This window comes from Aeromonas sp. 82P (genome assembly GCF_051919365.1).
In the GTDB taxonomy this organism is placed as follows: Bacteria; Pseudomonadota; Gammaproteobacteria; order Enterobacterales; family Aeromonadaceae; genus Aeromonas; species Aeromonas veronii.
Genome location: NZ_JBQBEV010000001.1, coordinates 3,072,393 through 3,097,986 on the forward strand (window position 1 = coordinate 3,072,393; position 25,594 = coordinate 3,097,986).

The following is a 25,594-nucleotide window of genomic DNA, read 5'->3' on the forward strand; positions in this document are numbered from 1 at the left end:
GAGAGAGCCAGGCCCCATTCGCTGGTTACGGATCAACCTTGAGATTGCCGTCATCAAGCAACTGCTTAATGATATCGTGGTTTGATGTCAACCCACCATTATGAGCCAAGTCCAGACTGCCCTGGAACTGCACCGTCAGTTGGGAGCCTCCAGTAGTCAGCCCATTAGTATCAATGGTCAACTTGTTAGCCGTGGCATCAAACTTCAAGTAGTTGTTCAGTATTGTTGCCAGATCATTGTTATTCGCGACTGAGGGAACGCCAACAAGCAGATCCGACAGATCGAGAACATCACCACCGTTGCTCGTTTTGCCCAACGAAAAGTCGGTAATGGTATCGGTACTACCATCCGCATTGCCAGCAATCCACTTGAAGGTATCACTGCCAGTACCGCCCGTCATGGCCTCACTGCCTAAGCCTCCGATCAGCAGATCGTTGCCATCTCCTCCTTGCAATATGTCATTACCAATCCCACCGATCAGTGTGTCATTACCAGCTTCTCCATAGAGGGTATCATTGCCGCTGCCACCATCCAGCGTATCGTTGCCCTTGCCACCCACCAGGCTATCCTTGCCCAACATTCCGTACAACAAATCATCACCATCACCGCCAGACAAGATATTGTCCAGACTGTTGCCCGTGATGCTGTCATTGAAATCAGAGCCGATAGCATGTCCTTGCGTGCTGTTGAAGGTTACGTTCACGCCGCTGACGGCGTTGTCATAATCCAGGGTAAAGGGCGCTTCCGGCAACAGGTTAAGGGCTATGTTGCTGCGCACCGCATCGTCATCCCCGTCCGTCAACGTGATAGGCAATTGTAAACTGAGCGGCACCCCGGGGGTCGCAACACTGGATCCAAAGTCCCCAATCTTGAAGGTATTACCACCTGCATGATGGAACTCCAAACTGTTATAACCATCCGCGGTATAGGCTGCCAGCTTGGTATTGGAGACAACCCCATCCACTGTCGCAACATAGGCAACACCAGCTCCAGGATCATCATCAGTAAACTTGACTGTAAAGTCTTTACCTCCCACATTAACGGTTTGGGACATGCCAGCCCCGATGCTCACAATCCTGGTCGCACCGTTGTAGCTGATTGCCACGGCAGTCAGCGACTCCTTAGTACCATCGCCGATGTCGTTATCACTATCTACATCCTGACGAGCAACCAGCCTTACGCTGGAACTGCTGGTTATCGCTGTCATCAATGCGGAAGCACCATTGACATCGTAATGTGCCTCGAAAGCATGAGTAGCTGGATCCCCATATGACCCACTGCTCCCAGGGGAACCTGTCAGATCGACAACAAAGTCGATCCGCATAGCCTCACCGATGCCGATAGATGCGCCTCCGCTGATCCCCCCGCTATGGGCTGTGGTATTGACTGTGCCGCCGTCCACCCCACCCGTCATCGCCGTCAGCAGCAGATCCTTGCTGTCATTCGCCGCAGCGGTGAATCCAGCCCAAGGCCCGTTGCCACCGACGAAGTTATAGCCGCCACCATTAAAGTCTATCGTGGTCTGTCCGCCATCCACCTCTCCTATCATCTGGACCTGGTAGGTGGCAGAGGCGGGCTGCAAGGTCGCGATGAAGACAGTCCCAGCAACTGTTGCGGCCGTCAGTATGGTTCCGTTTGCTGATAACGTATACGTAATGGGTAAGCCACCCGACGTCATTCCGCTAATGAAACCATTAAGTACACTGCCAAAACGGATGCTCCCACCATCCGCACCATAGTTGTTTGCCAAGGTACCATCACCATCCAGCAGGAAGGTGCCAGTCACCCCGGATTGATTCAGCATAACGCCCACGGCTGGCGTCATAACAACCGGCACGTCATCTTCAACCTGTACGATGAAATTTCGAACCAGAGTCACGCTGTCCACGCCTTCGTGGGCAGTAATCGCACTGGAGAGATTTAGCGCTTTCAGTTCCAGATCGTTGCCATCCATCTCGGCATGATCTATTGGCCCTTCCAGGGTGAAGGTGTAATCCCCATCAGTCTCGACAACCAGCGTAAAGATAGGTTTGCTGCCAGCCTTCGCCACTAGGGTATCGACTCCGACACCATGAATGATGCTGTAGGTGATCGCCACGCCACCTGAAGTCAGAACAGGCAAACCGGCTGTACTACCGACACCGAAATTGACACCCACGCTATCAACCACCAAATGGGCGAGGGAACCAGCTACTGTGGTCAAGGTAGGATTGTTACCAGGCAGCCCGGTTGGTAAACCATCCTCAAACACCGAGGCCATAATCGGAGTGGTATCCAGCACCAGTATCTTCAGCAACGCGCTGGATTTGTCTCCATCACCATCAATGATGGTGTAGGTAAAGCTCTCCTGTGTATCGACAGCCACATCATTGGGCGGTGTGTAGGAGTAAGTGCCGTCTGCACTCACGATCAAACGCCCACCCAGAGGTGTAGTGATGGGGCCTGTCGTCCCTCCTTGCACCAGGAAAGTCACCACATTGCCATTAACACTATCAGCAACACCCACATAATCACCCGGATTGCTGACAGTAAAGCTGACCTGCAAAACAGTTGAGGGACCATCGGCACCGGCACTGTCTACGCCAGCACTGGCATCCACATCAGTGATCACATTGCCAGTGGCAGGAGGCGGCACAGTCGCCTGCAAAGTGGCATCCAGGTCATAGATATTGTTGACCAGCGTCACCGCATCTCCGTTGTCTTCCACCAGTCCCAGCTGGGCGATCGCCGAGGCATTGCCGCTCACGTTCAGACCAACGGCGTAAACTTCAACGTTGTTGTTGTTCACAAAGCTGGTCCAGCCGGCGGGGACATTGCCTTCATTGGGCGCGCCATCCGACAGGAAATAGACCTTGGTTTCATACCCGACAAAGGCTGGGTTTGCCAAATCCGTTGTCAGTTGATTCTGTGCCAGTACCAGGGGGGCGTTGTAGTTGGTACCACCGCCATCCGTCGGCAAACCGGAAATGCTGGCCTTGGCCACATCAGGATCACTGGTTTGTGGGATCAGGACTGCACCACTGGCAAAATCAATGACCGTAATGACCAATGGAACCCCCAGCGCCACATACGAGTCGATCATGTGGTTCAGGGCATCCTTGGCCAGTTCCAAGCGATTGGGAGAACCAATGGTGTTAGTACCAATCTGCCATAGCATACTGCCTGATGTGTCGATCACCATGACGAGGTTGAACGGTGGCAAACCAGTCTCAGCAATGACAACACAGTTATCTTGGGCGACCGGTACGTCATCGATGATGGCGATCGTCAAGCTGCCGCTGTCTGTGCTGCCACCCACCCCGTTCACGGTCACTCCCACCACGTCCGTCAGGGTGGTGTCATTCGCTGGTTGCGTGTGTGTCTGCGCCGCATTAAGTGTGTAGCTGTAGGTGATCGTCGCGCTCTTGTCCCCGTCGGCGCTGCTGTAACCAATCACCTTGAGGGTGCCTTCCCCCGTGTTGATCCCTGCCGATGGTGCACCTACCGAGAAGGTCTTGAGCGTCGCCACCGAGAAGGTCACGCCACCAATCACCACCTCCTTGATCCCATCGCTGGCCGAGACCTGGAAGCTGTCGCTATCGGTTTCACTGCTGCCCGCAGCGGCCGAACCATCCGGGTTCAGACCCGCTTCATAAACCGTCGAATCCGCCCCCTCTGCCGCCACCGTCACCTTGGCCGTATCATTCGCACCCTGAATAGTAATGGTCAGCTTGGCCGGACTGGTGTCACCGTCCGCATCACGAATGAAGTAGGTCAGGTCGACACTCTTGAGGTCATTTGCACCCAGTTCTTGTACCGCAGCACTGGCGTTGTTCAGGGTAAAGCTGTACGCCCCGGTCACATCATCCAGCACCAGTGTGCCATATTGCGCCAACTCGGCCTTGGCCGCCGCGTTGGCGTCCCACACCACGTAGTCTGCTCCCTTGCCATCGGTACCAAACACATCGTCGCTACCATCGGTCAGCACATTGCCGCTGACCGCCAGCGTACCGTCTTCTGTCACCGCAACCGGGCCATCATTCACCGCCTTCGGCACATCGTCGATGATGGCGATCGTCAGGTTGCCGCTGTCAGTGCTGCCACCCACTCCGTTCACGGTCACTCCCACCACGTCCGTCAGGGTGGTGTCATTCGCTGGTTGCGTGTGTGTCTGCGCCGCATTGAGTGTGTAGCTGTAGGTGATCGTCGCGCTCTTGTCCCCGTCGGCGCTGCTGTAACCAATCACCTTGAGGGTGCCTTCCCCCGTGTTGATCCCTGCCGACGGCGCACCGACCGAGAAGGTCTTGAGCGTCGCTACCGAGAAGGTCACGCCACCAATCACCACCTCCTTGATCCCATCGCTGGCCGAGACCTGGAAGCTGTCGCTATCGGTTTCACTGTTGCCCTCAGCGGCCGAACCATCCGGGTTCAGACCCGCTTCATAAACCGTCGAATCCGCCCCCTCTGCCGCCACCGTCACCTTGGCCGTATCATTCGCACCCTGAATAGTAATGGTCAGCTTGGCCGGACTGGTGTCACCGTCCGCATCACGAATGAAGTAGGTCAGGTCGACACTCTTGAGGTCATTTGCACCCAGTTCTTGTACCGCAGCACTGGCGTTGTTCAGGGTAAAGCTGTACGCCCCGGTCACATCATCCAGCACCAGTGTGCCATATTGCGCCAACTCGGCCTTGGCCGCCGCGTTGGCGTCCCACACCACGTAGTCTGCTCCCTTGCCATCGGCACCAAACACATCGTCGCTACCATCGGTCAGCACATTGCCGCTGACCGCCAGCGTACCGTCTTCTGTCACCGCAACCGGGCCATCATTCACCGCCTTCGGCACATCGTCGATGATGGCGATCGTCAGGTTGCCGCTGTCAGTGCTGCCACCCACCCCGTTCACGGTCACTCCCACCACGTCCGTCAGGGTGGTGTCATTCGCTGGTTGCGTGTGTGTCTGCGCCGCATTAAGTGTGTAGCTGTAGGTGATCGTCGCGCTCTTGTCCCCGTCGGCGCTGCTGTAACCAATCACCTTGAGGGTGCCTTCCCCCGTGTTGATCCCTGCCGACGGCGCACCTACCGAGAAGGTCTTGAGCGTCGCCACCGAGAAGGTCACGCCACCAATCACCACCTCCTTGATCCCATCGCTGGCCGAGACCTGGAAGCTGTCGCTATCGGTTTCACTGCTGCCCGCAGCGGCCGAACCATCCGGGTTCAGACCCGCTTCATAAACCGTCGAATCCGCCCCCTCTGCCGCCACCGTCACCTTGGCCGTATCATTCGCACCCTGAATGGTGATCGTCAGCTTGGCCGGACTGGTGTCACCGTCCGCATCACGAATGAAGTAGGTCAGCTCGACACTCTTGAGGTCATTTGCACCCAGTTCTTGTACCGCAGCACTGGCGTTGTTCAGGGTAAAGCTGTACGCCCCGGTCACATCATCCAGCACCAGTGTGCCATATTGCGCCAACTCGGCCTTGGCCGCCGCGTTGGCGTCCCACACCACGTAGTCTGCTCCCTTGCCATCGGCACCAAACACATCGTCGCTACCATCGGTCAGCACATTGCCGCTGACCGCCAGCGTACCGTCTTCTGTCACCGCAACCGGGCCATCATTCACCGCCTTCGGCACATCGTCGATGATGGCGATCGTCAGGTTGCCGCTGTCTGTGCTGCCACCCACTCCGTTCACGGTCACTCCCACCACGTCCGTCAGGGTGGTGTCATTCGCTGGTTGCGTGTGTGTCTGCGCCGCATTGAGTGTGTAGCTGTAGGTGATCGTCGCGTTCTTGTCCCCGTCGGCGCTGCTGTAACCAATCACCTTGAGGGTACCTTCTCCCGTGTTGATCCCTGCCGACGGCGCACCGACCGAGAAGGTCTTGAGCGTCGCCACCGAGAAGGTCACGCCACCAATCACCACCTCCTTGATCCCATCGCTGGCCGAGACCTGGAAGCTGTCGCTATCGGTTTCACTGTTGCCCGCAGCGGCCGAACCATCCGGGTTCAGACCCGCTTCATAAACCGTCGAATCCACCCCCTCTGCCGCCACCGTCACCTTGGCCGTATCATTCGCACCCTGAATGGTGATCGTCAGCTTGGCCGGACTGGTGTCACCGTCCGCATCACGAATGAAGTAGGTCAGCTCGACACTCTTGAGGTCATTTGCACCCAGTTCTTGTACCGCAGCACTGGCGTTGTTCAGGGTAAAGCTGTACGCCCCGGTCACATCATCCAGCACCAGTGTGCCATATTGCGCCAACTCGGCCTTGGCCGCCGCGTTGGCGTCCCACACCACGTAGTCTGCTCCCTTGCCATCGGCACCAAACACATCGTCGCTACCATCGGTCAGCACATTGCCGCTGACCGCCAGCGTACCGTCTTCTGTCACCGCAACCGGGCCATCATTCACCGCCTTCGGCACATCGTCGATGATGGCGATCGTCAGGTTGCCGCTGTCTGTGCTGCCACCCACTCCGTTCACGGTCACTCCCACCACGTCCGTCAGGGTGGTGTCATTCGCTGGTTGCGTGTGTGTCTGCGCCGCATTGAGTGTGTAGCTGTAGGTGATCGTCGCGTTCTTGTCCCCGTCGGCGCTGCTGTAACCAATCACCTTGAGGGTACCTTCTCCCGTGTTGATCCCTGCCGACGGCGCACCGACCGAGAAGGTCTTGAGCGTCGCCACCGAGAAGGTCACGCCACCAATCACCACCTCCTTGATCCCATCGCTGGCCGAGACCTGGAAGCTGTCGCTATCGGTTTCACTGTTGCCCGCAGCGGCCGAACCATCCGGGTTCAGACCCGCTTCATAAACCGTCGAATCCACCCCCTCTGCCGCCACCGTCACCTTGGCCGTATCATTCGCACCCTGAATGGTGATCGTCAGCTTGGCCGGACTGGTGTCACCGTCCGCATCACGAATGAAGTAGGTCAGCTCGACACTCTTGAGGTCATTTGCACCCAGTTCTTGTACCGCAGCACTGGCGTTGTTCAGGGTAAAGCTGTACGCCCCGGTCACATCATCCAGCACCAGTGTGCCATATTGCGCCAACTCGGCCTTGGCCGCCGCGTTGGCGTCCCACACCACGTAGTCTGCTCCCTTGCCATCGGCACCAAACACATCGTCGCTACCATCGGTCAGCACATTGCCGCTGACCGCCAGCGTACCGTCTTCTGTCACCGCAACCGGGCCATCATTCACCGCCTTCGGCACATCGTCGATGATGGCGATCGTCAGGTTGCCGCTGTCTGTGCTGCCACCCACTCCGTTCACGGTCACTCCCACCACGTCCGTCAGGGTGGTGTCATTCGCTGGTTGCGTGTGTGTCTGCGCCGCATTGAGTGTGTAGCTGTAGGTGATCGTCGCGCTCTTGTCCCCATCGGCGCTGCTGTAACCAATCACCTTGAGCGTACCTTCTCCCGTGTTGATCCCTGCCGACGGCGCACCGACCGAGAAGGTCTTGAGCGTCGCCACCGAGAAGGTCACGCCACCAATCACCACCTCCTTGATCCCATCGCTGGCCGAGACCTGGAAGCTGTCGCTATCGGTTTCACTGTTGCCCGCAGCGGCCGAACCATCCGGGTTCAGACCCGCTTCATAAACCGTCGAATCCGCCCCCTCTGCCGCCACCGTCACCTTGGCCGTATCATTCGCACCCTGAATAGTAATGGTCAGCTTGGCGATGCTCTCATCACCATCCGCATCCTTCATGGTGTACCAAACGTCGTAGCTCTGGTTGAACGAGGACGTCAATGCCTGGGTCGCCGCACGGCTGTTGTCCAGCGTATAACTCCAGGCGCCAGTGGTCGGGTTTTGAGTAAAGACACCGTAGGTGGCCAACGCACTGACCGCAGCACTGTTGTCATGCCCGGTAGCACTCCAGCCAACAAACACCGCCAGCGTATCGGCACCAGATGTATCATTGCCCAGCACATTGCCACTCAGGCTACCCGCCGCATCTTCGGTGACAGAACCACCCTCGTCGTTGGTGGCGGTCGGCACATCATCTTCCACGTTGATGGCAAAACTCCCTGCAGGGAAGCCACCTGTCAGTGGGTCTCCGTCACCATCGGTGGTGGCCAGTACGCCAGAGAAGTCGATGCCCACGCCTGCCGATTGTTCACCGTCATCACCATCCGCTGTCGGATGGTCCAACTGACCACTCAAGGTAAAGCTGTAGCTGCCGCCAGCCCCTACAGTCAGGGTAAAGATCGGCACACCACCCGCACTGGCTGTCAGCACATTGCCCGCCACGCTGTAGCTCAGCGCCACACCGCCACTGGTCAGCCCCTGTCCCACCAGACTACTGACATCACTGCCCAGACCAAAGCTGCCTGCCCCATCGGCACCAAAGTTGACCAGCGCATTAAGGGTGCCAGCCAGCCCTGTTGCGCTCACACTCTGGTCAGCCCCTTCGCTGTTGCCGCTGGGCAGCGCATCTTCGTGCACCAAACCGCGCACGAATTGTTCCTCCCCACCAGCCAGAGTGGGGTGTCATCCAAAATGGTAACGTCAAGGGTATCGCTGGCCGTGTCCCCATCGCTATCGATCAGTACAACGCTGAAGCTTTCGCTTAGGGAGGTGTCATTGACGGGTCTTGTATGATTTTCATTATCGCCAAGGGTATAGCTGTAACTAACTTGTCCTGCACCGGTCACAGGGTTGTAGGTCACCGCGGTGATGGTCAGTGCATTTCCTAATGGGCTGATAATGGACTGTGGAAATGATGCGCCTAACTGGCCATTGGTGATTAATGTAACGCCAGCCAAAGTCAAACTCTGGACACCGTCAGGCGCATTGAAGGTAAATCCCCCACTTTGAGTCAGAGCTGCTGCGTTGGGATCCGAACCATCCGCTAAATTGGTATCGCTGACTTGTACCTCACCCCCTTCCCGAGCCAGCCCTGCAAGACCTACTTCTTCATCTACCGGGGTAATGGAGACAACGAGTGTCGATGTCACTGTGTCCTGGCCATCAGTCACCTGATAATTCACCGGGGGAACGGCGCCATCATAGTTAGGGGCCGGAGTAAAGGTATAGCTTCCATCCGGATTGATGATCAGCGTGCCCACACCGGTAATGGTGGCAGCAACACCGGCAGGCACTCCGATATTAATCCCCCAGTCATAGGAAACAATGCTGGCATCTACCGGGCCATCCGGGTTGGAGCTGTTAACCAAAAGATCACCACTAACAGGGTTATCCTCAGCTATAGAAACGACTTCGCTCTCATCCAACAAGATATTAGTGACGGGATCAGGTTCCAACAGTGGTTCCGCCACTTGCTCAGTGTTGATAAAGGGTTCAGCCTGATAGGTGGTGTCAAAACCGGCCTCGGCAATGGTCGCATCACCAGTTCGATCGATAGTGACAAAACCACCATTACCACTCGCTCCGGCTACGCCTCCAATACCGCCACCACCGGCCGCTGGAGCCCCACCAGCAGCAGAAGCCTCAAAGTTTTGAGTCGGGTCAACACCCTGCAGAATCGATTCTTGCAATGCGGCAATATCTGAAGGTGCGCCTTCCTGGCTGACCGCCACTTGCGGTTGAGCAGGTTCAGCGGACTCGGAACCTGCCGGAACATCCGATGCTGGAGTATCGTCATAGGGGGAAAGAGCCAGCTTGGCGTCATCAGCTATGGCCAATTTGGCTCCGGGTTGGAGAATTTCCCCTTTTTGCAGAGGGCGGCTGCTTCCATCAGCCAGCACAATCTCCACATTGCCTTCGATAGCTGAGACAACCACGGACTTGTCGATGATTTGGGTACGCATATCCATTGCTCCAAGGTGACAGATCTTGATGTCTACACCGTAGAAGGAGATAGCGCGCTGTTCCGTTGCAAAAAAGCGTACGTTCGAGAGGAATTCAACAAATGGACGGAAAAAAATCGAAGAGTTGGAATTTCTTAATACAAATCAGAACCCTAGACACAGCCCCATTCAAGGCTGACCTTGAGTTGGTTATAGAAAAATGGCAAAAAGAGAAGTGACTGGTATAAAAAAGGCCCCTATCGGGGCCATTTCCAGCATTTAGTTCAAGACAATGGGAAGGCAGGATGAACAAATCCCTGGTAACCATCGATATGCAACTTGGAAAGCAGTTCCACTTGATGTTGATCCTCGACACGGGTCGCAATGGTGGTCACACCGGCATTGTGTGCGGCGCGACACACTGCAGCCAGGAATGAGGTGTCAGCCCCCGGCTCCATGACCTGACTGGTATAACCGTGATCGACCTTGACATAAGCCGGCGACAGCTCCTCCAGATAGCCCAGAGACTGGAAGTGACGACCATAGTGGTCAACCCCCCACTGGAAGCCATGAGCTTGCAAGGTGCCAACCAACGCAGCCACGTTGTCTTTATGTTTCATGATGGCAGCTTCAGGTATTTCAAATAACAACCGCTCTTTGAGCTCTGCATGCTCGGTCAGATAGCGCGTCAGCCAGGTTAAAAATTCATCCGAGCAGAGCGAGCCAGCAGTGATGTTGATCGCCAGTACCAGATCAGACTGTTTTTGCAGTAATGGAACGCAAGCATCAAGCACCGCTTGGTCAAACTCGCCACCCAATTTGAACTGTTCAATCGCGGGCAAGAACTGACCTGCAAAATAATCAGTGCCATCCCGAGAGATAGAAGCAAACAGCTCGGCATGCAACTTTGCTCCATTATCAAACCGGCAAGCTGGTTGGGCTTTGAAGCGCCAAAGTTGTCGTGAAATGGCATCTTGTACCAGATCTCGCCAGGCCAAACGCCCCATCAAACCCTGCTCGGTCCCCCCTTCCATCACCACAGCACCGCGGCGTTCATTGCGCGCCTTGCCAAGCGCATTATCGGCTTTGGTCAACAAGGCAGAGAGATCATCATTACCATCACGACCGGCAATACCGATGACGGAGAGCGCATCCCCTTCGCCCATTGGATTCACCACCAGATCGGCAATGCGGCTATTAATCACTTCAGCCAGCTCTTTTAGCTGAGTCAGATCGTCAGTTGGACAGAGCAGCGCATATTCCGTCGCGGAGATCCGTGCCAAGGCTGCGCCATCCCACCCTTTTAATTGCTCTTTCAAAGCCTGAGCTATCGATTTGACCATGTTGTCACGGGCAGCAAAGCCTTCATCGCGATAGATATCATCCAGCATGTCGACCGCAACCAGCATGACGCCACCTTGGCCAGCCTCCGCTATCCATGCGTTTACCTGACCCACAAAATAGGCTCGGTTGCCAAGCCCTGACACGGCATCGACATAAACCCGCTCACGCAATTTCTCGGCCTCATCGGCTTGCTCTTTGAACTGCAACGCCAACTTGCTTGAGAGGGTGTTGATCGCCTGAACGACCTGCTTCAATTCATGGGTTTTAGGCTCCGGGATCGTATGACCGAAATGGTGCAGCTCAATCTCGACGGCTTGATCACAGATCTGTTTGAGTGGCTTGAGCAAGTAGTTGAGTGCTCTCATCAACAAAATTGTGGTGATCAAAAAGCCGACCAGAAACCAGCTCGCCAGCTCGCTCATCCCCCGCCACAGCTCGTAATAAGCCTGGCCGGGGTGACCCACTACTTTTAATTTTCCAAGCTGCAACCAGCCAGACGTCAGAATTGACTCGTTGGATACCTCAGGAAACAGTCCCAAATTTACAAACCACCGCGGTACCCCCTGAATATTGTTGGTATTTTCCTGCTCGATGACATCCTTTGATGCCAGCAGATCAAGGCGAACCAGTCGATAATAGCCACCATCAAAAATGGCCTGGATCACCGACTCGGCACCGACCTTGTCACCGTTTTCCAGATAGGGGGTGAGCGCAAGCCCCAGCGAGGTTGCCGTATTGATGACCGTTGTTTCCTGTTGCTGCGCCAGATAAGTGCGGGTTGAATTGAATTGCACCCAGTATGTGGCCGCAAATAACAATCCAAACAGCAGCAGCATGGTGGCTAATAACTGTCGATAGAGCGTCATAGGTTAATCATCCAAATTCACCACTGGCCGAGCCAATCGCCCCGAGGTCATGCGATTGCGTAAATCATTCCATAATCCCAAGCGGGATGATTGACCAGCCAGTTCCCCTTGGCCTCGTGCCTTCATCAACCACAAGTGACTACCGTTAAAACTGTAAATAGGCACCAGATCACGCCGCTGTGTGGCTGGGCGAATCGAGCCTATCAAATTATCCAAAATAACCGGAACGGAAGAGGGTGTCTCATAATATGCCACCACCATGTGAAACTGGTTGTAATCAAGAGCCTTAACGTACACCATCCGCATTTTATCATCCGGGATCCCAAGCTCGAGCAGCGTAGAGTATTTGGCGATACTGAAATCTTCACAGTCTCCCCCAGCGGCGCCCAAAAATTCTAGCGGGGTTGCCCAATAATCCTTTTTGCGCCACAACTTGATATCGTCAATAAAACGCATCCGATTGAAAAAATTATTTACTCGCTCAAGCTTTTTTTCTTCGCTCAGGGCCCTGCCCTTCGTCTCCATGACTAGCATACGCCAACTAGTTACACGCTTGCCGGCTCTGGCGCCATAGGTCTGCTCCGCCCGTTTGATCAAGTTGAGATCTTCCTGTGGCAGAGGCTGACTGGCACAGAGCAGAAGTGAGAAGGGTAACAGCAGGATCCATAAGGAGTGGCGCAGAGCGCGTAAGGATCGGTATCTCCATTCATTAAGAAGATAACCCCATCTGCCGCCGGTTCCGCGCTGGAGTGTCACGTCATATTCCTGCTGCATTATTGCTGCTGCACTCCTCAAAGCCCGTGCAACCATCTGCTTTAGCCAAACATGGTGACTGCCAGCAGCAGTCACCATGTTGGCGTTCATGATCCCAGCGGGATCATGGGCAAACGGTTATTGCCTAGCCTGCCATTCAGCGGGTTGTTTGACGCTAAATGCATTGAGCAGGCTACCTGTCGCGTTGAGAATGCGATAGTCCGCCAGCAGTGCATCATACTCGGCAGTAATGTAGCTGCGACGCGCCTCGAACAGTTCGTTCTCGGTGTTCAATACGTCCAGCAATGTCCGTTGACCCAACCCAAACTGCTTCTTGTATGCCTGCACGGTGTCATAGCTGGCGTCAACATGCTCTTTCAGGAAGGTCTTCTGCTTGGCCAGCGACTCTTTCGCGTTCCAGGCCAGACGAGTGCCTTCCTCCACCTGGCGGAACGCATTCAAATGAATGTCTTTCGCCTGAGAGTAGAGCGCCGATGTTGCATTGCTCTCTGCCACATCAGAGCCGCCACGGAACAGGTTGTAACGCATCCGCACCATTGCGGTCAGATCATCGTTTCGCCCTTTGACCGCATCGATATCCTCATTCCAGTTCTGATCGACCTCGAATGTCACATTGGGGTAGAAACCGGATTTCGCACCTTCATGCTGATACTTGGCCGCTTCGATATCCTGCAAGGAAGAGAGCAAGGTCGGATGGACTTCGGTCGCTGTTTTCAGCGCACTATCGAGGCTGGTCGGTATAAGCTCGGTATTGGGAACCGGCTGAACCAGATCTTTGGGTACCTCGTTCACGACACGAATAAATTCACTCTCTGCGTCGCGATAGTTGTTTTCAGCCGCAGCCTGATTTGAATAGGCCCTGGCAACACGACCTTCAATCTGGGTCTGATCCGCAGTAGAGCCAAGCCCTGAATCAGTCCGCTTGCTGATGTCGCTGCGGATCTGTTCGTGGGTTTCCAGGTTTTGTTTGGAAAGCTCCAGAATCTCCTGCTGGCGCAGCATATTGAGGTAGACCTCAGCTACTCGCAGCGCGGTATTCTCTGCTTCGGAGATCATCGCCAGACGCTGGGCATTGGCTTCTGCTTCGGTTCTGGAGACGTTGTTGCTGACATCAAAGCCATCAAACAACATTTGCCGCAGGCTGAGTCCAGCCTCTTTGCGAGTCATGGAATCATCAATATTGCTGTTGGCGCTGGCCGCGCGGGTAGAAGGGCTGTCAGTTTTTTCATAGCCTACGCCGCCACGCAGATCGATCGTAGGATAATAGCCACCCTTGGCTCCATCATGCTGATAGAGTCGTGCCTGATACAGATCAAACGCTTCCTTTATCTTGGGATGCGTAGCAAGTGTCTGTGCCACCGACTCTTCCAGAGTCTGGGCCTGACCCAAACTCGGGATCAGGATGCAGCCACTGACCAGCATGGCAACAATCGTTTTTTTCATGTTATCTCCAGTCATGTTTTGTTTTTAGATTGTTGGCTTATCGTTCTCTCAGTGCCGACTGCTTTGCCCGTAAAATCGGCTTAAGCAAATAGTCTAGGACACTTTTTTTACCAGTAATGATATCAGCACTGGCTAACATACCGGGGATGATGGGAAGTGCGTTAAGCTCATCGCCCAAGTAACTCTTCTCTGTTCGAACACGAACCAGATAAAAGGAGTTCCCCTCCTCATCCTGGATCGAATCCGCACTTATCTGTTCAACCTTGCCATGCAATCCTCCATAGATTGTAAAGTCGTAGGCAGTAATTTTGACGATGGCATCCAGCCCCGGTCGCAGGAAGGCGATATCTTTCGGTGACACCTTGGCTTCTACCAGCAAGGTATCCTCCAACGGCACAATCTCCATCAAATCCATGCCGGGCTGAACCACGCCGCCCAGGGTGTTGATCTTGAGTTTCTTGATGGTGCCCTTGAGCGGAGCAATCACGCTGGTCCGGTCAACCCTGTCTCGCAAGCCAACCTGCCCTTCTGATAACTGGCCAAGCCGCCCCTGTTTCTCATTCAGTTCAGTCTGGGAGTCTGCTCTGAACTTCAGCGCAATATCATTACGCTTGGAGATGGTCTCACGCAGTACCGAATTGAGTTTTGGGATCAGCAGACGGTTGCTCTCCAGCTCCCCCTGCATCTCGTTGACCTGCCGCTCAAGCTTGATTAGCTCCACTTGAGGCACTATACCCTCTTTCGCCAACGGACGGCTAATATTCAGTTCCTGTCTGGCCAAATCCACACTGCGATTCACGGTGCGGATCTTGGCATTCAGTTCAATCAGCTCCTGCTCTTTCTGTTCGATTTGCTGACCAAGAATATAGAGCTGGTTCTTCAGGTTATTGAGGCGATCCCGCTGTACAGAGCGCTCACGGTGTGCGTATTCGGCAAAGACGGTTTCATAACCATCGGGAAACTGGATTGGCGATTCGCCTACCACGACCTGCTCACGCCACCCCAGTGCCGGGTCGTTTTTCACCTCGATGCTGGCCATCTCGGCGCGCAGACGGGCCACATCCCCCTTGAGGGTGACCACCTCTTGCTCCCGTTCTCTAAAGTCGGAGCGGAAACGGGTGTCATCAATACGCAGCAGCGGCTGCCCCTTTTCGACTATATCCCCCTCTTTGACGAAGATCTCTTTGACGATCCCCCCTTCCAGGTTCTGGATCACCTGCAGCTGACGGGATGGAATAACTTTGCCCTGACCCACGGTGACTTCATCCAGTTCGGCCCAGGCCGCCCAGACGATGGCACTCATGAAAAAGAGGAAACAGCACCACAACAGGATGCGAGCTCCGGTCGGCGTGGTCAGCAGTACAGCTGCCGCGCCGTCATCGACAAACTCCAGATGCTCGGGTGCTGGCAATACCTCGCCGGAAGGCGTCTTTTTGCTGCGCTTGAACCAGTCCATGAGCCCCTTAACCATGGGACACCTCCTGCACGCGCACCTTGCCTTCCTTCAACTGCTGCAACACCACCTCTTTGGGGCCATCAGCAACGATCTGCCCCTGCTCGATAACGATCACTCGCGATGCCACATCCAGCATCGAGGTTTTGTGAGTGATGAGGATCAATGTGGTTTCCGGGCCCAGTCTGGCAAGCTCCTGTTTGACCTGCATCTCGGACTGGTTGTCCATGTTGGAGGTCGGCTCATCCATCACCAGAATGGGGGGGTCATTGAGCAGGGCGCGAGCCAGCAGGATCGACTGACGCTGGCCACCGGAAAGCTGACGGCCACCCTCACCTATCTGCCGATCCAGCCCGTTGGGATCCCTGTTGGTAAAGTTGGTGACACCCGCCCGCTTGGCGGCGCGCAAGACTCTCACATCATCCACCAGCGGATTACCCAGCATGATGTTGTCCCGCACCGAGCCAAAGAAAAGAATGACATCTTGCGGGACACAACCAATATTGCGGCGGATTACCGCAGGTGGCAGTTGATCGAGTTCAAAACCGTCGATACGTACCGAGCCATCGGTCGGTCGATACAACCCCATCAACAGCTTCTCGAGGGTCGTTTTACCCGCCCCAATCCGGCCGATAATCGCCACCTTTTCGCCCGGCTGAATGCGCAAATTGATATTGTGCAGAGTGCTGGTTTCCATGCCGGGATATTTGAAGGAGACATTTTCAAATTCAATTCGACCGGCAATCACCGGATGATGGATATATTGCTTGCCCTCCTCCTGCTCACCCGGGGTTTGCATGATTTTTTCCAGAATATCCAGTGCTGACTTGGCCTGGTTATAACGGGTCGACAATACGGAGAGTTGCACCATGGGCGCAATGGCGCGGCTGGAGAGCATCACGGCGGCAATCATGCCCCCCATGGTGACCAAACCTTCGGAGATCTGGTAAACACCGACAATCACCAGACCGACCGTCACCACCTGCTGGATATAACTGGCCAACGAGGACATGGAGTTGGTAATGCGGCGGGTCTGTACGCCCCAGGTGGAAATATGGGAGACGGCCTGTTCCCAGCGATGCTGGAACATGCTCTCGGCGCCGAAAATCTTGACGGTTTCCAGCCCGGAAATACTTTCAATCAGGTTGGCGTTCTTCTGGGACGCAAGGCGTGACCCCTCTTCGATGGACTGCTTGAGGGGCTCTTGAATATAGAAGCTGTAGGCGATGAGGATCAGCATGGCGACGATGGGAACCACCACCATTACGCCTGCAAACATCCAGATAATAAAAAGGAAGAAGACGGCAAAGGGCAGATCGATAAGAGTAGAAACCGTTGCGGAGGTGAAAAACTCCCGCACCGATTCAAATTCCTGCAGATGTTTTGCGAACGCGCCAGTGGAAGCGGGACGAGACTCCATCCTCATGCCCATCACCTTGGCGAAAATCTTGGCGGACAGTAGCACATCAGACTTTTTGCCAGCGATATCGATAAAGTAACTGCGCAACTGCCGCATCACAAAATCAAAGGTAAAGACCACCATGGCCCCGACCGCCAGCACCCAGAGTGAATCAAACGCCAGATTGGGCACAATCTTGTCATAGACGTTCATGGTGAAAAGAGGGCTGGCGATGGCAAACAGGTTGATCAGAATGGAGGCGATCAGCACATCGCGATAGATGCCGCTGGATTCGAACAAGGTGCTCCAGAACCAGTGTCCATCACGGGTTTCAAGCACCTTGGGCGAGCGTTCGTCAAACTTGAACTGCTTCTTTACATAGAAGAGGCGCCCCAGATACTCATCACCCAACTGGGCTGCGGTCAGCCATTGCGCGGCATCACCGGCCTGCGGGAAAATCACTTTCCCCTGGCTGCGATCTTCATTCCACTCCAGCAAAATGCAGGCGCCACCACTGCGCATCTGCAATACACAAGGCAGCAGCAAGGGAGATATATCAGCCAGTGGCTGTATCACTTCACGGGCGGATAACCCGCCCCGCTCGGCAGCACGGCAAAAGAGTGCGGTTGTCAGGCGTCCGGAGACCAGTGGCAACCCGGTCGTCAGGGCATCCTGGCTGTTGGGCACACCATAAAAACGGGTCAAGAAGACCAGACACTCCAATAACTCATCAATACGACTTGTTTCTGCTTGCATAGCATCCTGTCACTGCATAAATGAGGTAGATAAGAACGTTCATCGCTCATATTTCCCTGCTATAGCCACGCTAAAACCGAGTGGCCTTCCCGCTGATGAGACTGATCAGGGGATAAACCTGTCCAGATAGATCGTGACACTCATCCCCAATTTCCCGGCACAGCAGCAATGGCGGCATGATTCGTTATTGGTAAAAATAATCGGCTCATCGACACCATGCTAACACTGCAATCAGGGTGAATGTCGGAGTTAATTGATAATGACATTTATTATGGCGCACCACTATATCAACCGGCACGTACCAAAACTATAGTTTAGGGTATGAAGTTTTTTATATAACCCTATGTTTTACGTGAAAATAATAATCTGGCGCTCAATTATAGGTCAGGAAGTATGAAGGGTCTGCCCAACGCGTGACCTTGCGGGCCGCTCAATGAGAGTGCTTTGGCAATGTCCGCCATGGCCGTCCAGCGGTTTTCACACCAGGCTGGCGCCAACAGGGTTGGACGGCGCGCGGAGGCCGAAATCCGGTGATACACCACCTCGGGCGGCGTGTGCTGGATCATGGCAACGGCCGCCTCCACATACTGCTCCAGCGTCAATACCTCAAGGCGCCCCGCCTGCCATGCCTTGCCAAGAGTACTACCCTCAACCACATGAAGCGGATGCAACTTGATCCCCTCAACACCGGTCTCAACGATGCGATGCAGGGTATCGAGGCTGTCCATCGGCACTTCGCCCGGCAGGCCGACGATCAGATGAGCACATACCTTGATGCCGCGCTGATGGGCACGTCTTACCGCATCCTCATAGGCGGCATAACCGTGGCCGCGGTTGATCCGTTGCAGGGTCTTGTCGTTGGCACTTTGCAGCCCGAGCTCCAGCCACACCTCGTAGCCACGGGCCTGATAGCCCGCCAACAGATCCAGCACCGCATCCGGTACGCAATCGGGGCGAGTGCCCACGCAGAGCCCCACCATATCGCTCACTGACAGCGCCTCTTCATACATCCGCTGAAGATATTCGACCTCGGCATAGGTGCTGGTATAGGCCTGAAAATAGGCAAGATAGCGCTTGGCACGGGTGACTTCGTCCCGGCGAGCCAGCAGTTGTTGCACCACGGAGAGTTGCTGAGCCGACTCGTCAGCAAAAGAGGATACGTTGCAGAAGGTGCAGCCACCACGGCCCAGGGTGCCGTCACGGTTCGGGCAGGTGAAGGCCCCGTGGATGGAGAGTTTGTGGATCTTCTGACCATGACGCTGCTTGAGATCCTGACCGAATGTATTGACGAGTTCGTGTAACTGCATGACACCTCCGCTAAAGGAGCGCCATTGTACGAGCTTGCGCAAAACAGGGGCTGAGCTGGATCAAGCTAGCGGAGAGGGTAAAACATATAAAAATACCCGACCAATTTTGAATAAATATAGAGAAAAAGCGCAAAAAAAGGATTTTTACAGTTCTTTGACGATTCAAACAGTAAACATCCATATGAAAATGAGACCTGATAACCCACTGTTGAACAATGAAAAATTCAAAGAGACCCGACAGCACACAATTGCAAGCATGGGATATTGAAAATGTGATCCCTTCCGCTGTCGGCCACATCCGGTTGGTAAAATTACTACATTCGCCCATCGTCGCCGAGCGCACCATTGAGCCCGTCAATGGCAATATATTTAACCAACAAAATCAAGCCAAACAGAATAAACACTCCATAACTGCGAGCGAATCCCCCTAACCCGACATTTTGTTATGCGAATGTAACCATGAAGACAAACCTGACCTGCGATTGACCTCGCCAGAAAATCCCATTAGTTTGGAGATTCGCCACGTCAGGCAGACGGAACCACAAGAGCCAATCGCAATTTATGCAGTCAGGTGATGACTGTGCGATACAAGGCCGAGCAAGGGAGAAATGCAATGTCACTATATGATCCAAAGCTGGAGAGGGATAACTGTGGCTTCGGCCTGTTGGCCCACATGGAAGGGGAAGCCAGCCACAAGCTTGTCCGTCTCGCGATGTCAGCATTGGCTCGCATGCAGCACCGCGGCGGGATCTCCGCCGATGGCAAGACCGGCGATGGTTGCGGTCTGCTGCTGCAAAAACCGGACAGCTTCTTCAGAGCTGTCGCCGAGGAGAAGGGATGGCACCTTGGCCGCAACTATGCGGTCGGCATGCTGTTTCTCAACCCTGACCCCGTATTGGCCCAGCAGACCCGCGACATCATCGATGAAGAGCTGGAAAAAGAGACCCTGAGTCTGGTCGGCTGGCGCAAGGTGCCCGTCGATACCAACGTACTGGGTACTATCGCCAAAGCCTCCCTGCCCAGCATTGAACAGGTCTTTGTCAACGCCCCGCCCGGCTGGGTCGACAAGGATCTCGAGCGCCGCCTCTATATCGTGCGCCGCCGCATCGAAAAACGAGTCAACGACGACTACTTCTATGTGGTCAGCCTCTCCAATCTGGTCACCGTCTATAAAGGACTGTGCATGCCGGTGGACTTGCCGCGCTTCTATCTGGATCTCGCAGACATCCGTATGCAGGCGGCCATCTGCGTCTTCCACCAGCGTTTCTCCACCAACACCAGCCCGCGCTGGCCGCTGGCCCAGCCGTTCCGCTATCTGGCCCACAACGGCGAGATCAACACCATCGCCGGCAACCGCCAGTGGGCCAAGGCACGCAGCTATAAGTTTGCCACCCCGCTCATTCCCGATCTGCAGGAAGCGGCCCCCTTCGTCAACACCACCGGCTCTGACTCCTCCAGCCTCGACAACATGCTGGATCTCTTCCTCGCCGGTGGTATGGACCTGTTCCGCGCCATGCGCCTGTTGATCCCGCCTGCATGGCAAAAACATCCGAACATGGATGATGACCTGCGCGCCTTCTACGACTTCAACTCCATGCACATGGAGCCGTGGGATGGCCCCGCCGGTATCGTCATGACCGACGGCCGCTACGCCACCTGCGCGCTGGACAGAAACGGCCTGCGTCCGGCCCGCTATGTCATCACCAAGGACAAGTTCATCACGCTCGCGTCCGAGGTCGGCACCTGGGACTACACCCCGGACGAAGTGCTGGAGAAGGGCCGAGTCGGCCCGGGCGAGCTGTTCGTGGTGGATACCAGCAACGGCAAGGTGTGGACCAGCTTCGAGATCGATGACGATCTCAAGACCCGCCACACCTACAAACAGTGGATGGACAAACATTGCCGCCGACTGGTCCCCTTCGAGCAGATGGACGACAGCCAGACCGGTAGCCGCGAGTTCTCCGACGACCAGCTGAAAACCTATCAGAAGCTGTTTGGCTACTCCTTCGAGGAGCTGGATCAGATCATCCGGGTATTGGGTGAAAATGGTCAGGAAGCGGTGGGCTCCATGGGAGATGATACCCCGATGGCGGTGCTCTCCTCCGGCCCGCGCACCCTTTATGACTACTTCCGCCAGATGTTTGCCCAGGTGACCAACCCGCCCATCGATCCGCTGCGGGAGAACCACGTCATGTCGCTGGCCACCTGTATCGGTCGCGAGCAGAACGTCTTCAACGAGACCTTCGGCCACGCCCACCGGGTGCTGTTCCAGTCGCCGATCCTGCTCTACTCCGACTTCCACCAGCTGCTGGCACTGGAAGGTGAGTACTACCGCCATCAGGTGATCAGCCTCAACTTCAAGCCCGAAGAGGGGCTGGAAGCGGCCATCGTGCGCATCTGCGACGAGGCCAAAACTGCTGCCAGGAGTGGCACAGTGCTGCTGGTGCTGTCGGATCGCGATATCAGCGCCGACACCCTGCCGATCCCGGCCGCCATGGCGGTGGGCGCGGTACAGCGCACTCTGGTGGACAACAACCTGCGCTGCGACGCCAACATTCTGGTGGAAACTGCAAGCTGCCGTGACCCGCACCACTTCTCGGTGCTGCTGGGCTTTGGCGCGACCGCCATCTACCCCTATCTCGCCTACGAAACCCTGGCCAAACAGGTTGAAGAGGGCGTGCTCACCATGTCCCTGCGCCAGGCCATGGTCAACTATCGCAACGGCATCAACAAGGGGCTCTACAAGGTGATGTCCAAGATGGGCATCAGCACGGTCGCCAGCTACCGCTGCTCCCAGCTGTTCGAAGCTGTGGGCCTGGCCAAGTCGGTGGTCGATACCTGCTTCCGCGGCGTATCGAGCCGTATTCAGGGTGCCGATTTTGCCGATATCCAGCAGGATCAGCACAATCTGGCCCGTCAGGCCTGGCTGACCCGCAAGCCCCTCCCCCACGGCGGCCTGCTCAAGTTCGTGCACGGCGGCGAGTACCACACCTACAACCCGGATGTGGTGCAGACCCTGCAAGCGGCGGTGCGCTCCGGCAACTATGCCGATTACAAGGAGTACGCCCGTCTGGTGAACGAGCGCCCGGTTGCCACCTTGCGCGATCTGCTGGCCCTGAAGAAGGTCGACAATCCGGTCGCGCTGGATCAGGTTGAGCCGGCCGACAAGCTGTTCCCCCGCTTCGACTCCGCCGCCATGTCCATCGGTGCCCTCGGCCCTGAGGCCCACGAGGCACTGGCTGTCGCCATGAACCGCCTCGGCGGTCAGAGCAACTCCGGCGAAGGTGGCGAAGATCCCAAGCGTTTCGGTACCGAGAAGAACTCCCGCATCAAGCAGGTGGCTTCCGGCCGCTTTGGCGTCACCCCCCACTACCTGATGAACGCCGATGTGGTACAGATCAAGGTGGCTCAGGGGGCCAAGCCCGGCGAAGGTGGCCAACTGCCCGGTGATAAGGTCACAGCCCAGATCGCCCAGCTGCGTTATTCCGTGCCCGGCGTGACCCTGATCTCGCCGCCGCCGCACCACGACATTTACTCCATAGAGGATCTGGCCCAGCTCATCTTCGACATCAAGCAGATCAACCCAAGCTGTCTGGTGTCGGTGAAACTGGTCTCCGAGCCTGGCGTCGGCACCATCGCCTGCGGCGTGGCCAAGGCCTATGCCGACTTCATCACCATCTCCGGTTATGACGGCGGCACTGGCGCGAGCCCCCTCACCTCGGTCAAATATGCCGGCTCCCCGTGGGAACTGGGTCTGGCCGAAACCCAGCAGGCGCTGGTCGCCAACGGCCTGCGCCACAAGGTGCGGCTGCAGGTGGATGGTGGTCTCAAGACCGGTCTCGACATCATCAAGGCAGCCATCCTCGGCGCCGAGAGCTTCGGTTTTGGCACCGGCCCCATGGTGGCGCTCGGTTGCAAATACCTACGGATCTGCCACCTGAACAACTGTGCCACCGGCGTTGCCACTCAGGATGAGAAGCTGCGTCGCGAGCACTTCACCGGCCTGCCGGAGATGGTGATGAACTACTTCAAGTTCATCGCCGAAGAGACCCGTGAGCTGATGGCCCAGCTCGGCGTCACCCAGCTGACCGACCTGATTGGCCGTACCGATCTGCTGGAGGCCCTGCCCGGCCTCACCGCCCGTCAGGCCAAGCTGGATCTCTCCGGCATTCTGGCTCGCCCGGTGGCACCGGCAGGCTCCAGCCTGTTCAGCCAGCAGCACAACCCCACCTTCGACAAGGGGCCGCTCAACCTCAAGATGGTGGAGGATCTGCTGGAGGCGGTGGAAACCTCAAGCGGCGGCGAGTTCCGCTACGACATTCGCAACACCGACCGCTCGGTGGGTGCGCGTCTGTCCGGCGAAATCGTCAAACGTCACGGCAATCAGGGGATGGCGGCGGATCCGGTCAAGGTGCACTTCAACGGCACCGCAGGCCAGAGCTTCGGCGTCTGGAATGCAGGGGGCCTTGAGATGATCCTCACCGGTGACGCCAACGACTACGTGGGCAAGGGGATGACCGGCGGCAAGCTGGTGATCAAGCCCCATGTCGGCGTGGCGTTCAAATCCCATGAAGCGGCCATCATCGGCAACACCTGCCTCTACGGCGCCACCGGCGGCAAACTCTACGCCGCAGGCACTGCCGGCGAGCGTTTCGCGGTGCGTAACTCCGGCGCCCTGGCGGTAGTCGAGGGGATTGGCGACAACGGTTGTGAATATATGACCGGCGGCATCGTCACCGTACTGGGTCAGACCGGCGTCAACTTCGCGGCGGGCATGACCGGCGGCTTTGCCTACGTGCTCGACGAGTGCGGCAACTTCGCCAAGCGCACCAACCCCGAGCTGGTGGAACTGCTGGATGTGGCGGATCTCGCCATCCATCAGGAGCACCTGCGCGGCATCATCACGGCGCACCTCAATGAGACCGGCAGCTCGCGCGCCGAGGAGATCCTGGCCAACTTCGACTCCTATGTGCCCAAGTTCAGGCTGATCAAACCCAAGTCCAGCGACGTGAAATCGCTGCTGGGTCACACCAGCCGTTCCAGTGCAGAACTCAGAATCCAGGCGCAATAAGGAGGGAACCCTATGAGCCAGAACGTATTTCAGTTTATCGATGTGCAGCGGGTCGACCCGCCCAAGAAGCCGCTCAAGATCCGCAAAATCCAGTTTGTGGAGATCTACGAGTCCTTCAATCAGCCGCAGGTACAGATGCAGGCGGATCGCTGCCTCGAGTGCGGCAACCCCTACTGCGAGTGGAAGTGTCCGGTCCACAACTACATCCCCAACTGGCTGAAACTGGCCAAAGAGGGGCGCATTCTGGAGGCGGTGGAGCTCTCCCACCAGACAAACAGCCTGCCGGAAGTGTGCGGTCGGGTCTGCCCGCAGGATCGCCTCTGCGAGGGCTCCTGCACCCTCAACGATCGCTTCGGCGCGGTGACCATCGGCAACATCGAAAAATACATCACCGACAAGGCGTTCGAGATGGGCTGGAAGCCCGATCTCTCGAACGTGGTCAAGACCGGCAAGCGGGTCGCCGTAATCGGCGCCGGCCCGGCGGGTCTTGCCTGTGCCGACGTGCTGGCACGCAATGGCGTCACCCCGGTGGTGTTTGACAAGTATCCGGAGATCGGTGGCCTGCTCACCTTCGGCATCCCCTCCTTCAAGCTGGAAAAAGAGGTGATGCAGCGTCGCCGCGAGATCTTCCAGGGGATGGGCGTGGAGTTTCGTCTCGAAACCGAGGTGGGCAAGGACATCACTTTCGCCGATCTGCTCGGCGAGTTCGATGCGGTCTTCCTCGGGGTCGGCACCTACAAGTACATGAAGGGCGGCTTTGCCAACGAAGAGGCGCCGGGCGTCTATGACGCCGCCCTACCTCATTGCCAACGCCAACCGGTTGCTGGGGTTCGAGAAGGCGCAAGCCGACTATATCGACTTCGCTGGCAAGCAGGTGGTGGTGCTGGGCGGTGGCGATACCGCCATGGACTGCGTGCGGACCGCCATCCGTCAGGGGGCCGCCAAGGTGATCTGCGCCTATCGCCGCGACGAGGAGAACATGCCGGGCTCCAAGCGGGAGGTGAAAAACGCCCGCGAGGAGGGGGTTGAATTCATGTTCAACCTGCAACCGGTGGCGGTCGAGCTGGATGCCAACGGTCGCACCGTCGGCATCAAGGTGGTGAGCACCGAGCTGGGTGAACCCGATGCCAATGGCCGCCGCAATCCGGTGGTCATCGAGGGCTCAGAGCAGGTGTTGGCCGCCGATGCGGTGGTGATGGCGTTTGGCTTCCAGCCTAACCCCCAGCCCTGGATGGCGGAGTTCGGCATCGAGCTCGACAACCGGGATCGCATCAAGGCCCGCGAGCAGGCGGAATATGCCTTCCAGACCAGCAATCCCAAGGTGTTCGCCGGTGGCGACGCGGTGCGTGGCTCCGATCTGGTGGTGACCGCCATCTACGAAGGGCGCAAAGCGGCCGAAGGGATCATGGACTATCTGGCTGTCTGATCCGACCGACCAAGACCCTGATG

General features: G+C 56.5%; 10 protein-coding genes and 1 pseudogene. 3 read left to right on the forward strand and 8 right to left on the reverse strand.

Annotated features, from left to right (window positions below; all coding sequences use genetic code 11):
• Positions 1-25 precede the first annotated feature (25 nt).
• From ACTG2S_RS14040 to ACTG2S_RS14075, 8 genes are all read right to left on the reverse strand, one after another.
• On the reverse strand, positions 26-8,440 hold the full coding sequence (locus ACTG2S_RS14040; RefSeq protein ID WP_439982657.1) for a beta strand repeat-containing protein: 8,415 nt from the start codon (positions 8,438-8,440) through the stop codon (positions 26-28).
• Complete coding sequence (locus ACTG2S_RS14045) at positions 8,374-9,753, reverse strand: retention module-containing protein (protein WP_439982659.1); 1,380 nt, start codon at positions 9,751-9,753, stop codon at positions 8,374-8,376. The genes ACTG2S_RS14040 and ACTG2S_RS14045 overlap by 67 nt, the downstream gene beginning before the upstream one ends.
• 263 nt (positions 9,754-10,016) lie before the next feature.
• Positions 10,017-11,942, reverse strand: a complete 1,926-nt coding sequence (locus tag ACTG2S_RS14050) for an EAL domain-containing protein (RefSeq protein ID WP_274161726.1) — start codon at positions 11,940-11,942, stop codon at positions 10,017-10,019.
• Between the two features lie 3 nt (positions 11,943-11,945).
• Positions 11,946-12,698 (reverse strand): transglutaminase-like cysteine peptidase, encoded by a 753-nt coding sequence (locus ACTG2S_RS14055; protein ID WP_235671900.1) that lies wholly within the window; start codon positions 12,696-12,698, stop codon positions 11,946-11,948.
• A gap of 135 nt (positions 12,699-12,833) precedes the next feature.
• Positions 12,834-14,159 (reverse strand): TolC family outer membrane protein, encoded by a 1,326-nt coding sequence (locus ACTG2S_RS14060; RefSeq protein WP_005359768.1) that lies wholly within the window; start codon positions 14,157-14,159, stop codon positions 12,834-12,836.
• Positions 14,160-14,196: 37 nt separating this feature from the next.
• Positions 14,197-15,630 (reverse strand): HlyD family type I secretion periplasmic adaptor subunit, encoded by a 1,434-nt coding sequence (locus ACTG2S_RS14065; protein WP_439982662.1) that lies wholly within the window; start codon positions 15,628-15,630, stop codon positions 14,197-14,199.
• On the reverse strand, positions 15,623-17,767 hold the full coding sequence (locus tag ACTG2S_RS14070; RefSeq protein ID WP_127006445.1) for a type I secretion system permease/ATPase: 2,145 nt from the start codon (positions 17,765-17,767) through the stop codon (positions 15,623-15,625). Before ACTG2S_RS14070 ends, ACTG2S_RS14065 begins: the two co-directional genes overlap by 8 nt.
• A 377-nt stretch (positions 17,768-18,144) precedes the next feature.
• Positions 18,145-19,074 (reverse strand): TIGR01212 family radical SAM protein, encoded by a 930-nt coding sequence (locus ACTG2S_RS14075; RefSeq protein ID WP_005337371.1) that lies wholly within the window; start codon positions 19,072-19,074, stop codon positions 18,145-18,147.
• Between ACTG2S_RS14075 and ACTG2S_RS14080 the strand changes: the two genes are divergently transcribed.
• The 3 genes and pseudogenes from ACTG2S_RS14080 (at position 19,073) to ACTG2S_RS14090 (ending at position 25,571) form a co-directional block, all read left to right on the forward strand.
• Positions 19,073-19,342: a hypothetical protein gene (locus ACTG2S_RS14080; protein WP_274161728.1), complete on the forward strand. Its 270-nt coding sequence runs from the start codon at positions 19,073-19,075 to the stop codon at positions 19,340-19,342. The two genes, ACTG2S_RS14075 and ACTG2S_RS14080, sit on opposite strands and share 2 nt — an antisense overlap.
• 345 nt (positions 19,343-19,687) lie before the next feature.
• A complete protein-coding gene (gltB, locus tag ACTG2S_RS14085) occupies positions 19,688-24,145 on the forward strand; it encodes a glutamate synthase large subunit (protein WP_439982664.1) in 4,458 nt (1,485 codons plus the stop codon).
• Between the two features lie 12 nt (positions 24,146-24,157).
• Positions 24,158-25,571 (forward strand): annotated as a pseudogene (locus ACTG2S_RS14090) (FAD-dependent oxidoreductase).
• Positions 25,572-25,594 lie beyond the last annotated feature (23 nt).